This is a genomic window from Variovorax sp. J22P240, from assembly GCF_030316855.1.
Classification (GTDB): domain Bacteria; phylum Pseudomonadota; class Gammaproteobacteria; order Burkholderiales; family Burkholderiaceae_C; genus Variovorax.
Genome location: NZ_JASZYR010000012.1, coordinates 1 through 12065, shown reverse-complemented (window position 1 = coordinate 12065; position 12065 = coordinate 1). Strand labels below are relative to the sequence as shown.

Annotated in this window: 15 protein-coding genes; 12 read left to right on the top strand and 3 right to left on the bottom strand. The window is 66.0% G+C overall.

Features of this window, described 5'->3' with window-relative positions; translation table 11 throughout:
• Nucleotides 1-27: 27 nt before the first annotated feature.
• The gene (locus QTI24_RS23340) at nucleotides 28-1161 is read left to right on the top strand and encodes a zinc-binding dehydrogenase (protein ID WP_286603699.1); all 1134 of its coding nucleotides are present in this window, start codon (nucleotides 28-30) and stop codon (nucleotides 1159-1161) included.
• A gap of 45 nt (nucleotides 1162-1206) precedes the next feature.
• Here QTI24_RS23340 and QTI24_RS23335 read toward each other — a convergent pair whose 3' ends face one another.
• The 3 genes from QTI24_RS23335 to flgA form a co-directional block, all read right to left on the bottom strand.
• Nucleotides 1207-1659: a flagella synthesis protein FlgN gene (locus tag QTI24_RS23335; protein WP_286603698.1), complete on the bottom strand. Its 453-nt coding sequence runs from the start codon at nucleotides 1657-1659 to the stop codon at nucleotides 1207-1209.
• On the bottom strand, nucleotides 1656-1949 hold the full coding sequence (gene flgM, locus QTI24_RS23330; RefSeq protein WP_286603697.1) for a flagellar biosynthesis anti-sigma factor FlgM: 294 nt from the start codon (nucleotides 1947-1949) through the stop codon (nucleotides 1656-1658). The genes QTI24_RS23335 and flgM overlap by 4 nt, the downstream gene beginning before the upstream one ends.
• An 84-nt stretch (nucleotides 1950-2033) precedes the next feature.
• Complete coding sequence (gene flgA / locus QTI24_RS23325; RefSeq protein WP_286603696.1) at nucleotides 2034-2744, bottom strand: flagellar basal body P-ring formation chaperone FlgA; 711 nt, start codon at nucleotides 2742-2744, stop codon at nucleotides 2034-2036.
• 160 nt (nucleotides 2745-2904) lie between these two features.
• On the opposite strand from flgA, the gene flgB reads away from it, so the two are divergent.
• The 11 genes from flgB to QTI24_RS23270 all read left to right on the top strand — a co-directional run.
• Nucleotides 2905-3312, top strand: coding sequence for a flagellar basal body rod protein FlgB (gene flgB / locus QTI24_RS23320; protein WP_286603695.1), 408 nt, complete (start codon nucleotides 2905-2907; stop codon nucleotides 3310-3312).
• Nucleotides 3313-3328: 16 nt separating this feature from the next.
• Complete coding sequence (gene flgC / locus QTI24_RS23315) at nucleotides 3329-3745, top strand: flagellar basal body rod protein FlgC (protein ID WP_286603694.1); 417 nt, start codon at nucleotides 3329-3331, stop codon at nucleotides 3743-3745.
• 21 nt (nucleotides 3746-3766) lie between these two features.
• Nucleotides 3767-4453, top strand: coding sequence for a flagellar hook assembly protein FlgD (locus QTI24_RS23310; protein ID WP_286603692.1), 687 nt, complete (start codon nucleotides 3767-3769; stop codon nucleotides 4451-4453).
• An 81-nt stretch (nucleotides 4454-4534) separates the two neighbouring features.
• Nucleotides 4535-5755, top strand: a complete 1221-nt coding sequence (flgE, locus tag QTI24_RS23305; protein WP_286603691.1) for a flagellar hook protein FlgE — start codon at nucleotides 4535-4537, stop codon at nucleotides 5753-5755.
• A gap of 46 nt (nucleotides 5756-5801) precedes the next feature.
• A complete protein-coding gene (locus QTI24_RS23300; RefSeq protein WP_286603690.1) occupies nucleotides 5802-6545 on the top strand; it encodes a flagellar basal body rod protein FlgF in 744 nt (247 codons plus the stop codon).
• 37 nt (nucleotides 6546-6582) lie between these two features.
• Complete coding sequence (flgG, locus tag QTI24_RS23295; protein ID WP_286603689.1) at nucleotides 6583-7365, top strand: flagellar basal-body rod protein FlgG; 783 nt, start codon at nucleotides 6583-6585, stop codon at nucleotides 7363-7365.
• A gap of 116 nt (nucleotides 7366-7481) precedes the next feature.
• Entirely contained in the window at nucleotides 7482-8141 is a 660-nt protein-coding gene (locus QTI24_RS23290; RefSeq protein WP_286603687.1) for a flagellar basal body L-ring protein FlgH, read from the top strand.
• Between the two features lie 122 nt (nucleotides 8142-8263).
• The gene (locus tag QTI24_RS23285; protein ID WP_286603686.1) at nucleotides 8264-9361 is read left to right on the top strand and encodes a flagellar basal body P-ring protein FlgI; all 1098 of its coding nucleotides are present in this window, start codon (nucleotides 8264-8266) and stop codon (nucleotides 9359-9361) included.
• 7 nt (nucleotides 9362-9368) lie between these two features.
• The gene (gene flgJ, locus QTI24_RS23280; protein ID WP_286603684.1) at nucleotides 9369-10385 is read left to right on the top strand and encodes a flagellar assembly peptidoglycan hydrolase FlgJ; all 1017 of its coding nucleotides are present in this window, start codon (nucleotides 9369-9371) and stop codon (nucleotides 10383-10385) included.
• Between the two features lie 62 nt (nucleotides 10386-10447).
• A complete protein-coding gene (locus tag QTI24_RS23275) occupies nucleotides 10448-10966 on the top strand; it encodes a chemotaxis protein CheW (RefSeq protein ID WP_286603683.1) in 519 nt (172 codons plus the stop codon).
• A gap of 34 nt (nucleotides 10967-11000) precedes the next feature.
• The coding region (locus QTI24_RS23270) for an MCP four helix bundle domain-containing protein (RefSeq protein ID WP_286603682.1) at nucleotides 11001-12065 on the top strand (1065 nt) is incomplete at its 3' end.

Genomic DNA, 12065 nt, shown 5'->3' with positions numbered 1-12065 from the left:
GGCCGCCCCCAGCCCCGGAGACCCCCCATGACCCTGCCCGCTACCACGCTCCAGATCCGCACTCTCGTCCGCAGCAACGGCGAACTCGAACTGTCGCTGCAGGAAGAACCGATCCCCCAACCGGCCGCCAACGAAGTCGTCGTTCGCGTCGAGGCCGCGCCGATGAACCCGTCGGACCTCGGACTGCTCTTCGGCGCCGCCGACATGCGGACCGCGAAGGCCTCCGGCACTGCTGCCAGGCCGGTGGTGACGGCCAGCATCCCCGAACTCGCCATGAAGAGCATGGCCGCGCGCCTGGACCAGTCCATGCAGGTCGGCAACGAGGGCGCCGGCGTGGTGATCGCCGCGGGCGCCTCTCCCGCAGCGCAGGCGCTCATGGGCAAGACGGTTGCGATGATCGGCGGCGCGATGTACACGCAGTACCGTTGCATCGACGCCGCCCAGTGCATGCCGCTGCCCGAGGGCACGACGCCGGCCGAAGGTGCGTCCTCCTTCGTCAACCCGCTCACGGCGCTGGGCATGGTCGAGACGATGCGCCGCGAAGGCCACAAGGCGCTGGTGCACACAGCCGCGGCCTCCAACCTGGGCCAGATGCTCAACCGCATCTGCATCCAGGACGGCATCGGCCTGGTCAACATCGTTCGCAAGAAGGAGCAGGAGGACATCCTGCGCGCCATCGGCGCCAAGTACGTGTGCAACGCCACGTCGCCCGACTTCATGCATGAGCTGACGGACGCGCTGGTCGCCACCGGCGCCACGCTCGCTTTCGACGCCATCGGCGGCGGCAAGCTGGCCGGGCAGATCCTGACCTGCATGGAAGCGGCCATCAACAGGACGGCCAAGGAATACAGCCGCTATGGCTCCTCGATCCACAAGCAGGTCTACATCTACGGCGGGCTGGATCGCGGCCCGACCGAGTTCACGCGCGGATTCGGCATGACGTGGGGCATGGGGGGCTGGCTGCTGTTCCCCTTCCTCCAGAAGATCGGCGCCGAAGGCGCGCAGAAGCTGAAGGCGCGCGTGCCGGCGGAACTCAAGACGACCTTTGCGAGCCACTACACCAAGGAAGTCTCGCTGGTCGAAGCGCTGGGGCTGGACGAGATCGCGGTGTACTCGAAGCACGCGACGGGCGAGAAGTACCTGCTCAATCCGAACAGGTAACGAGTTGGCAGGCGCGCCCCTCGGGGCACCTGCCGGGCGATGCCATCAGCCCAGGGCGAGGCGCGTGCCGTTGCTGGAGGTCTTGCGCACGCCGTCCGGACCATAGAACAGCTGCACGCTGGACTGCAGGAACTGCAGCGCCTTCTGCGTGAAGTCGAGGTGCGTGTAGACGATCGTGCCGTTGCGCAGGTTGTGCGCGCGGGCGCGTTCGGCGAGTTCGAGCAGGGCGGCCCAGGCCTGGCGGGTCGCTTCGCCACCGGCCGCCGCGGCGGCTTCCGCGCCGTCGGCACCGGGTTCGAATCCCAGGGCGGCCTGCGCGGCTTCGCGTTGGCGATCGAGTTCGGCGATGCGCTCCAGCAACTGGATCTTCTGTTCCGAGATCGACGCCAGTTCGCCAAAGTGGCCATTCGACATGGCCTGCTCTTCAGTGTCCAGGACCGTGAGGAACTCCTCGACGCAGGATTTCTCCGCGTGGAGGTAGAGCAGCATGGTGTTCATGGATTTTTCTTGGAGTCGAGCAGATCGCGAACGCTGTCCAGCAAGCCGCTGGCGATGCGCTCGGGGTTGACCTGGTAGCGGCCGGCGCGGATGTCCTCGCGGATCGCTGCGACGCGCGCCGCGTCGAAATCGCCGCCACCCGGTGCGGCCGGCAGGGCATGAATCTGGCCCGACACTTGTCCTGCCTCCTTGGCGCGCTCCGTGGCTTCGGCGCCGGACGCAGGGGCGGTGACCGCCTTGGAAGTGCGGGGGAGGGGCGTTGCCGAGGGCGCGGGTTGATCAATTTTCAAGATGGTTCCTCAAAGGGCTGACCCGTATATCGGCCGGCTGGACGGGATCTTTAGGCTTCGTATGTCACAAATTGCGAGTTCAGGCTACTGCGCCAGCCGGATCTGCCCATCTTCGCCGGCGATGCCCGTCAGCAGGCGGCCGTCGCGGGTCTTGGCCTGCACAGTGGCGCCGACTTCCGCCCGGGTCATGGCCTTGCCTTCGGTGCTGACGGAAAACCCCTGTCCCTGTGCAACCAGTTGCACGGTCTGCCCCTGCTGGATCACCACCAGGCCGCGCATCAGTTCCTTGCGCAGAGGCGCGCCGGCGCCGACGCGGTTGGCGGTCACGACTCCACGCAGCGCGGCAGCGTCGGTAATGACGGATCGCGGCAAGGCGCTGAGATCGCCCGTGCGCTCGGTGACGTCAGCGGCGCCCACGGCCTCGCCCGCCTCGATCGCGCGCGCGGCGACGAAGTAGCGGCCCTCCACGGCAACGTGGACTGGCACGAATCGCATCCACGGCTTCTCGCCGCGACACCGCAAGCCGATGGATACGCGCCCCCAAGGCGCGGTCCCGGCCGGCATGAAAGCCTCGAAATCTTCGCAAGGCGGAAGGGCGGTCGACGCGGACGCCTTGATGCCGAACGTCACCTTGCCCGGCAGGCCGGCCGTCTGCACCTGCAGAAGCTTGTCGATCGCGGAACGCGCCGCGTCCGGCAGCGCCGCGGCGGCCGATGCGGTCGCCGAGCCCACGCCCGCCATGACTGTCGGCAGGACGATGCACAGAAGGCGGCTCCAGGGCTTGCGTAGTTCCATCGCGGTCGATTCTAGGAAGGCACCCCTCCAGGCGAAGGTGCGAAGTACTGGAGAAAACCCCCTTTGTTCGACCCATTGCAAAAGAGAGGCGTGCATAGACTCGCTTTCCATCAGTCGCCATGCCTTCGTGCGGACGCGATGCCTCAAATGGTGGAACCACATGATCGACAAGCTGGATGCAGCGCTTCGCTTCAATCGCGAAGCACTCAATCTCAGGGCGCAGCGCCAGGAAGTGCTGGGGGCCAACATCGCCCACGCCGACACGCCGAACTACAAGGCGCGCGACTTCGATTTCAACAGCCGGCTCACGCAGGCCGTGGAGCAGGGGCGACAGTCCCAGTCCGTCGCAATGGCCACCACGTCGTCGCGCCACCTGGAAGGCGTTGCCAAGGCGATGCCCGACCAGGACCTGCTCTATCGCGTCCCGAGCCAATCCAGCATTGACGGCAACACCGTCGAGATGGATGCCGAGCGCATCAACTTCGCCGACAACGCGCTGCGCTACGAGTCGAACCTCACGGTGCTCGGTGCCAAGATCAAGACGCTGTTGTCGGCGGTCCAGCAGTAAGCACCCGGAGACCCGCATGCCGTATCCCAGCGCCTCCATGAACATCTTCAGCGTGGCGGGGTCCGCCATGGCCGCGCAATCGCAGCGCATGAACGTGACCGCGAGCAACCTCGCCAACGCCGAAAGCGTCGCCGGCCCCGATGGCCAGCCCTACCGCGCCAAGCAGGTCGTCTTCGAAGTGGCCGCCTCGGGCCAGCAGGACATCGGCGGCGTCAAGGTCTCGAGCGTGGTCGAGGACTCGTCGCCCGCCAGGATGGTCTTCGATCCCAAGAGCCCGCACGCCAATGCCGAGGGCTACGTGGCGATGCCCAACGTCAACGTGGTCGAAGAGATGACCAACATGATCTCGGCCTCGCGCAGCTACCAGGCCAACGTCGAGGTGCTCAACACCGCCAAGACGCTGATGCTCAAGACACTGACCGTCGGCCAGTAAACCCTTACAGGAAAGCCCTTCATGGCCATCGCAGACACCTCCTCCATCACCGGCTCCAACGCTGCCAGCGCGGCGGCGAGCACCGCCAGCGTCACGAACGCGGACAGCGAGCAGCGTTTTCTCAAGCTGCTGGTGACGCAGCTCAACAACCAGGATCCGCTCAATCCGATGGAGAACGCCGAACTCACCTCGCAGCTCGCGCAGATGAGCACGGTCAGCGGCATCGAGAAGCTCAACGCCACGCTGTCGGGCCTGGTGAGCCAGACCGGCTCGAACCAGGTGCTGCAGGCGGCATCGCTCATAGGCTACAACGTGCTATCGCCCGGCGACACCCTCCAGACGACCGCGCCCGAGGACGGCAAGGATCCGGCGGTCCAGGCTTTCGCGGTGCAGCTGCCTGGCACGGCCGGCGACGTGGAAATCAAGATCGTCGATGCCACCGGCAAGACCGTGCGCACCATCGATGCCGGCTCCATGACCGAAGGCGTCAACGCCGTGACCTGGGACGGCAAGGACGACGCGGGCAACGTGGTGCCTGCCGGCGCCTATCAGTTCAAGGTGGCCGCCACCAATGACGGCGCCACCGTGGCAGCGACTTCGCTCACCTTCGCGCAGGTGGCCGCGGTCAAGCAGGGCGCGAGCGGCGTCACGCTCGAACTCGCATCGGGCAAGAGCATCGGCCTGTCCGACGTGCGCATGTTCCTCTGATATCCCATCCGGTCTTCTCCCCCCGGCAGCAGCGAGGCGCTGCAGTCCGTTCATTCATCGCATTGAAACAAGGAATCCCTCATGAGTTTCTCCCAAGGCATCAGCGGGCTCGGCGTGGCCGCCGCGAACCTCGACGTCATCGGCAACAACATCGCCAACTCGGGCACCGTGGGCTACAAGTCCGCCGCCGCGACCTTCCAGGACGTCTACGCCGGCTCGCGCGTCGGCCTTGGCGCATCGGTGTCGGGCGTGGTGCAGAACTTCACGCAGGGCGTGACGCAGACCAGCAGCCGCCCGCTCGACGTCGCCATCGTCAACGGCGACGGCTTCTATCGCCTGGCCAGCGCCAGCGGTGAAGTCATGTACTCGCGCAACGGCCAGTTCACCAAGGACAAGGAAGGCTACATCGTCAACGCCTCGGGCCTGCGCCTCACGGGCTACGGCGTCAACGCCAGCGGTGGCATCAGCGGCGGCACGCCCACCGCGATCCAGATCCCGACGAGCGGGATGGCGCCGAAGGCAACCACCGGCATCCAGGCCGAGTTCAACCTCGATTCGCGCGAAGCGGTACCGACCAAGTCGCCCTTCAACGCGACCGACTCCGATACCTTCAACTACTCGAACGCGGTAGGCCCGGTGTACGACTCGCTCGGCAATCCGCACGACCTCGCGGTGTACTTCGTGAAGTCCCCTACGCCCGCCAACACCTGGAGCGTCTACGGCACCATGGACGGTGCCACCATGAACGGCGGCGCTGCCCTCTCGACCCTCACCTTCGACGGCAACGGCAGTCTCACAGCACCCACCGGTGGCCTGATCACGCTGCCGCCGCAGACCTACACGACCGGTGCCAACGGCGCCAACATGACGGTCGACCTCTCGGGCACGACCCAGCGCGGCGCCATCAACGGCATGAGCGCCCTCGCGCAGGACGGCTACACCTCCGGCGAACTGACCTCCTACTCGATCAACCCCGACGGCACCATCACCGGCAAGTTCTCGAACGAGCAGACCCAGTTGCTGGGCCAGGTCGTTCTCTCGTCCTTCGCCAATCCCAACGGCCTGGAGCCCAAGGGCGAAAACATGTGGGCCGAGACGCTGGCCTCGGGCCAGGCTCTCACCGGCACGCCGGGCGAAGGCACCAAGCTGGGCTCGCTCGAATCTGGCGCGCTGGAGTCCTCCAACGTCGACCTGACCTCCGAGCTCGTCAATCTCATCGTCGCGCAGCGCAACTACCAGGCCAACGCGCAGACGGTGAAGACGCAGGACCAGGTCATGCAGACGCTGATGAACATCCGCTGATCCTCGCGCCTGAACACACGCAGTCCCCCATTTCCAGGAGCAAGCAGTGGATCGAATGCTGTATGTCGCGATGAGCGGCGCCAAGCAGGCCATGGAACAACAGGCCTCGGTCGCCAACAACATGGCGAACGTCTCGACGCCGGGCTTTCGCGCGCAGATCAACAGTTTCCGCGCCGTGCCTGTGGTGGGCGAGGAATCGTCCACACGCGCCTTCGTAGCTGCCACCACGCCCGGCGCCGACTTCACGCACGGTCCGCTGACTGAGACCGGCCGCGAACTCGACGTCGCGGTGCGCGGCGAAGGCTGGTTCGTGGTGCAGGTGCCCGGCGGCGGCGAAGCCTACACGCGCGTCGGCAACCTGCAGGTGGGTGCGGACGGGCAGGTAATGACCATGGGTGCGCGCCCGGTCGTCGGCGATGCCGGCGCCCTCGTGATCCCGCCAGGGTCCACCGTCACGATCGCGTCCGACGGTTCCATCGCTGCGCGCGGCGTCGGCGATCCGGCCACCGGGGTGGCCCAGGTCGGCCGGCTGAAGCTCGTCACCCCCCCCACCGCCGACCTCGTGCGCGGCGACGACGGACTCTTTCGCATGCGCGAAGGCCTGCCGCCGGCCGAAGCCGACCCGGCGGTGACCGTCGCGCCCGGCGTGATCGAAGGCAGCAACGTCAATCCGGTCGAGGCCATGGTCGCCATGATCGCCAACGGACGCAGCTTCGAAATGCAGATGAAGGCGATCTCGACCGCCGACACCAACGCGCAGTCGGCCAACAAGCTGCTGGCCTACGGCTGAGCCGGGCCCAGCGCGCAACCCCCGCAGGAGTAATTCAATGATTCGTTCCCTCTACGTCGCCAAGACTGGCCTCGAAGCCCAGCAGACGCAACTCGACGTGGTGTCCAACAACCTCGCCAACGTCGGCACCACCGGCTTCAAGAAAAGCCGCGCCGTGTTCGAGGACCTGATGTACCAGAACCTGCGCCAGGTCGGTGGCCAGACTTCGGACCAGACGCGCCTGCCTTCGGGCCTGCAAGTGGGCACCGGCGTGCGCGTGGTCGCTACCGAGCGCATGCACTCGCAGGGAAACATGACCAAGACCGACAACCCGAAGGATCTCGCCATCAACGGTGCTGGCTTCTTCCAGGTGCTGATGCCGGACGGCACGACCTCGTACACCCGCGACGGCAATTTCCAGACCGACCGCGACGGCCAGCTTGTGACGGCGAGCGGCTTCCCGATCCAGCCGGCCATCACCATTCCGCAGAACGCTACCAGCCTCACCGTGGGCCGTGACGGCATCGTGTCGGTCACGCAAGCGGGTAGTACTGCCACTGTGCAGGTCGGGCAGCTTCAGCTCGCGACCTTCCTCAATCCGACCGGCCTGCAGAGCATGGGCGAGAACCTCTACACCGAGACCGATTCGTCCGGCGCGCCGAACCTGGTGAACCCCGGCGTCGACGGCGCCGGCATTCTGAGCCAGGGCTACACCGAGGCGTCGAACGTGAATGTGGTGGAAGAACTGGTCAACATGATTGCGACGCAGCGCGCGTACGAAATCAACAGCAAGGCGATTCAGACGTCCGACCAGATGCTGCAACGTCTGACCCAGCTGTAGACATGCACACCCCCAGTCTTCGCGCACTTCGTGTCGCTTCGCCAACCCCCTTGCACGGGGCAACACCTGCGGCCCGGCAGAGCCGGTTCCGCGGTGTTTCTGGCTTGGGGCATTTCGTGCTCTTGTTCATCATCGTATTGGCGACGGGCTGCGCGCAGCTTCCGCGCGATCCGCTGGTGCACCAGCCGATGACGGCGCGCGCGGATGCGATGGCTGCGGTGCAGACACGGCCCGCGACGGGCGCGATCTTCCAGGCCGCAGGGCGCGACGTCGCATTGTTCGAAGACCGCAGGCCGCGCAACGTGGGCGACATCCTGACCATCGTCATCAGCGAGAAGCTCAACGCCAGCAAGAACTCCGGGGCCAACGCGAGCCGCAACGGAAGCATGGGCGCGACCTTCGAGGCGGTTCCCAAGGTGCTCGGCGGGCTGCTGCGGGACCAGGACGCCAAGATGTCCGGCACCAATGCCCTCATCGCGAAGGGCGGCGCCAATGCGGCCAACAACTTCAACGGCGTGATCACCGTCACGGTGACCGACGTGCTCGGCAACGGTAATCTGCTGGTGAGCGGCGAGAAGCAGATGGGCATCAACCAGGGGACCGAGTTCATTCGCTTCTCGGGCGTGGTGAACCCGCGCACCGTCACCGGCAACAACACCGTGCTGTCGACCCAGGTGGCCGACGCACGCATCGAATACACGGCCAAGGGCTACATCGACGAGGCGCAGCACATGGGCTGGATGCAGCGCTTCTTCCTGAACGTCATGCCGTTCTAGATATGAAACACCCCCAGTCTTCGCGCACTTCGTGTCGCTACGCCTACCCCCTTGCAGGGGGCAATACCAGCGGCCCGGCGAAGCCGGTTCCGCGGTATTTCTGGAAGTGGCCTCTCAACGGCTTGCTTCGTTTGGGATTTGCGGCCGCTTGTTCCGTTGCTTTGTTTTCGCCTGCGCACGCGGAGCGGCTGAAGGAGCTTGCCAGCATTCAGGGCATGCGCGACAACCCGCTGATCGGCTACGGGCTGATGGTGGGGCTGGACGGCACGGGTGACCAGACGATGCAGACGCCGTTCACGACGCAGAGCCTGAACAACATGCTGCAGCAGCTCGGCATCACGATCCCGCAGGGCGTGAACATGCAGCTCAAGAACGTGGCGGCGGTGATGGTCACGGCCACGCTGCCTTCGTTTGCGCGGCCCGGTCAGAGCATCGACGTGACGGTATCGTCCATGGGCAATGCCAAGAGCCTGCGCGGCGGCACGCTGCTGATGACCCCGCTCAAGGGTGTCGACGGCTCGGTGTATGCCATCGCGCAGGGCAACATGGTCGTTGGCGGCGCGGGTGCGTCGGCCAACGGCACCAAGGTCCAGATCAACCAGCTCAGCTCGGGCCGCATTCCCGCCGGCGCGATTGTCGAGCGCGCGGTTGACACTTCCGTCGGCGGCGATGGCATGTTCGCGCTGGAGCTCATGCGCTCCGACTTCGGTACGGCACAGCGCGCGGTCGAGGCGATCAACCGCCAGTTCGGTCCCGGCTCGGCCGACGCCGTGGACGGCCGAGTGATCCGTGTGCGGGCGCCCGACACGCCGCAGGAGCGCGTCAGTTTCCTCGCGCGTCTCGAAAGCCTTGAAGTCACGCCCACGCAGGCGGTGGCGCGTGTCGTCGTCAATGCGCGCACCGGGTCCGTGGTGATGAACCAGGCCGTGCGCGTGGGCGACTGTGCGGTCGCTCATGGCAGCCTGTCGGTGGTCATCAACACCGAGCCGGTCATCAGCCAGCCGGGTCCGTTCTCGAGCGGCAGGACGGTGGCCACGCAGACCTCGGAAGTCTCGGTCAACCAGGCTGGCGGTGCGTTGCAGATGGTGCGCGGCAGTGCTTCGCTCGCGGACGTGGTCAAGGGGCTGAACGCACTCGGCGCCAATCCGCAGGACTTGGTGTCCATCCTCCAGGCCATGAAGTCGGCCGGCGCCCTGCGCGCCGAGCTCGAAATCATCTGAGGCCGCCATGGCGATTTCAGCAGCCAACCAGTGGACCGGCGCGGACGTGGCGAGCCGCACCGGCGCGCTCGACCAGCGCTTTGCGCTCGACGTGCAGGGGGTCGATGCGCTGCGGCGCACCGTCCGCGCGTCGCCCGAGGAGGGCCTGAAGCAGGTCTCGCGGCAGTTCGAGGCCCTCTTCATGGGCATGGTGCTGAAGAGCATGCGCGAGGCCTCGCCGTCCAGCGGCCTGATCGACAGCCAGAACGAGAAGATCTACACGTCGATGCTCGACCAGCAGCTCACGCAGAGCCTGTCGGGCCGCGGTGTCGGCCTGGCCGACGCGATGCTCGCGCAGCTGCAGCGCAGCATCGCCGCGGGCGCTTCCGACGACGGTGCGGAGCCGACAGTCATGTCGCTGCTGCCGCGCGGCGGCATGCCGTTGCACGCGCAATCGGGCATTCCGCTCGGCTCCTCGCCTTCACAGCCCTCGCAGCCCGCGCCGTCTTCGTCGCCGGCACGGGTCGACCTGAGCCTCTACCAGGTCAACAACGACCGCTCGGGCAACGGATCGAACGCCACCGCGAACCTGCAGAGCCACGTCGACCAATTCGTCAACCGCATGGGCGCATCGGCGCAGGCTGCGAGCAATGCGAGCGGCGTTCCCGCACCGCTGATCCTGGCGCAAGCCGCGCTCGAATCCGGTTGGGGCAAGCGCGAGATCCGCGCGGACGACGGCACGCAGAGCTTCAACCTGTTCGGCATCAAGGCCGATCGAAGCTGGCAGGGCCCGGTGGTCGAAACGACGACCACCGAATACGTGGACGGCGAGCCTCAGCGCATTCGCGCGAAGTTCAGGGCCTACGCCTCGTACGACGAGGCCTTCACCGACTACGCGCGCTTCATGACCCGCAATCCGCGCTACGCCAACGTGCTGGCCACCGACAACCCGACCGAAGCCGCACATGGATTGCAGCGTGCCGGGTACGCGACCGATCCGCAGTACGGGCAGAAGCTCGTTCGGATCATGCAGAAGTTCGGCTGATCGGCGACGGCCGGCTACTTCCGTTTTTTGAACACTTTCTCGAGCCTACGCAAAGGACACCCATGGCAGAGATCACAAGCCTTCATCAACACGCGGGCCGCGCTGCCTCCGCTGTCCTCGCGAACGCGAACCGGCTGGAGGTGGTCACCTTCACGCTGGGCGAAGAGGAGTACGGCATCGACATCCAGAAGGTGCAGGAGCTTCGCGGCTACGACGCGGTGACGCGGATCGCGAACGCGCCGGACTACATCAAGGGCGTGGTGAACCTGCGCGGGATCATTGTTCCGATCATCGACATGCGCATCAAGTTCGCGCTGGGCACGCCGAGCTACGACCAGTTCACGGTGGTGATCGTGCTGAACATCGGGGGGCGCGTGGTGGGGATGGTGGTGGACAGCGTGTCGGACGTGATCACGCTGGCGGCCGAGCAGATCAAGCCTGCGCCGGAGATGGGCTCGGTGCTGGACACGGACTATCTGATCGGCCTGGGCACGCTGGATGACCGGATGCTGATCCTGGTGGACATCGACCGGCTCATGTCCAGCGAAGAAATGGGCCTCATCGAGAAGATGACCGCCTGAGACAACGAACACAACAGACGAATTTGGAGAAGCGATGAAGGACTGGAAGATTGGTACCCGCCTGGGTGGCGGCTTTGCGCTGGTGCTCGCCCTCGTGGCCGTCATCGCGGGCACTGGCGTGGTGCGGCTGCAAGGCGTGGGTGAAGCCACGCACGAGCTGGCGCGGAGTTCGCTGGAGAAGGAGCGCCTGGCCGCAAGCTGGCTGCTCTCCACCAGCACGAACAGCGTTCGCACCTTTGCGTTGCTCAAGAGCAATGACCCCGAGGTGCAGGAATTCCTGCAAAAGAACATGAGCAAGACCAGCGCTGCCATCTCGGAGACGCAGAAGAAGCTCGAAGATGTGCTGTCGTCGCCCGAAGAGCTCGCGCTGAGCGCCGACATCAAGAAGAAGCGCGCGGAGTACGTCGACCTGCGCAACACGATCCTCAAGCTCAAGGCCGAGGGCAATCTCGCGGAGGCCACACGGCTCAGCGGCGAGAAGCTGCTGTCCACGCTCGAGAACTACGACGCGAGCATCCGCGCCATGCTGAGCCACCAGCAGGCGCAGATCGACAAGTCGGCCACGGCGATCGAAGAGCTCTACCGCACGGGCCGTACCAACGTGATCGTCCTGGCGCTGCTCGCCATCGCGCTCGGCACGGTGCTGGCGTGGCGTCTGACGCGCAGCATCGTCCAGCCGATCGAGGAGGCGCTGTTCATCGCCGAGACCGTCGCTTCGGGCGATCTCAGCCAGGAGTTCGAGACCCAGCGCGGCGGCGACTTCGGCCGGCTGCTGCGCGGCATGGGCGAGATGGAAGACACGCTCACCGACCTTGTGACCCGGATCAAGAGCGCGACCGATTCGATCGTGGTGGCGTCGAAGGAAATCGCAGCCGGCAACCAGGATCTCTCGTCGCGCACCGAAGAGCAGGCGAGCTCGCTGGAGCAAACGGCGGCGTCGATGGAAGAACTCACCAGCACCGTGAAGCAGAACGCGGATAACGCGCGTCAGGCCAACCAGCTGGCGGCCTCGGCCTCCGAAGTGGCGGTCAAGGGCGGCAGCGTGGTCAGCCAGGTGGTGGACACCATGGCGTCGATCAACGCGTCGTCGAAGAAGATC

Bases quoted from the DNA above. Each gene is read 5' to 3' on its own strand.
- QTI24_RS23340 (WP_286603699.1), top strand. From the start codon at position 28: ATGACCCTGCCCGCTACCACGCTCCAGATCCGCACTCTCGTCCGCAGC.
- QTI24_RS23335 (WP_286603698.1), bottom strand. From the start codon at position 1,659: ATGAACACCATGCTGCTCTACCTCCACGCGGAGAAATCCTGCGTCGAG.
- flgA (WP_286603696.1), bottom strand. From the start codon at position 2,744: ATGGAACTACGCAAGCCCTGGAGCCGCCTTCTGTGCATCGTCCTGCCG.
- flgB (WP_286603695.1), top strand. From the start codon at position 2,905: ATGATCGACAAGCTGGATGCAGCGCTTCGCTTCAATCGCGAAGCACTC.
- flgC (WP_286603694.1), top strand. From the start codon at position 3,329: ATGCCGTATCCCAGCGCCTCCATGAACATCTTCAGCGTGGCGGGGTCC.
- QTI24_RS23310 (WP_286603692.1), top strand. From the start codon at position 3,767: ATGGCCATCGCAGACACCTCCTCCATCACCGGCTCCAACGCTGCCAGC.
- flgE (WP_286603691.1), top strand. From the start codon at position 4,535: ATGAGTTTCTCCCAAGGCATCAGCGGGCTCGGCGTGGCCGCCGCGAAC.
- flgG (WP_286603689.1), top strand. From the start codon at position 6,583: ATGATTCGTTCCCTCTACGTCGCCAAGACTGGCCTCGAAGCCCAGCAG.
- flgJ (WP_286603684.1), top strand. From the start codon at position 9,369: ATGGCGATTTCAGCAGCCAACCAGTGGACCGGCGCGGACGTGGCGAGC.
- QTI24_RS23275 (WP_286603683.1), top strand. From the start codon at position 10,448: ATGGCAGAGATCACAAGCCTTCATCAACACGCGGGCCGCGCTGCCTCC.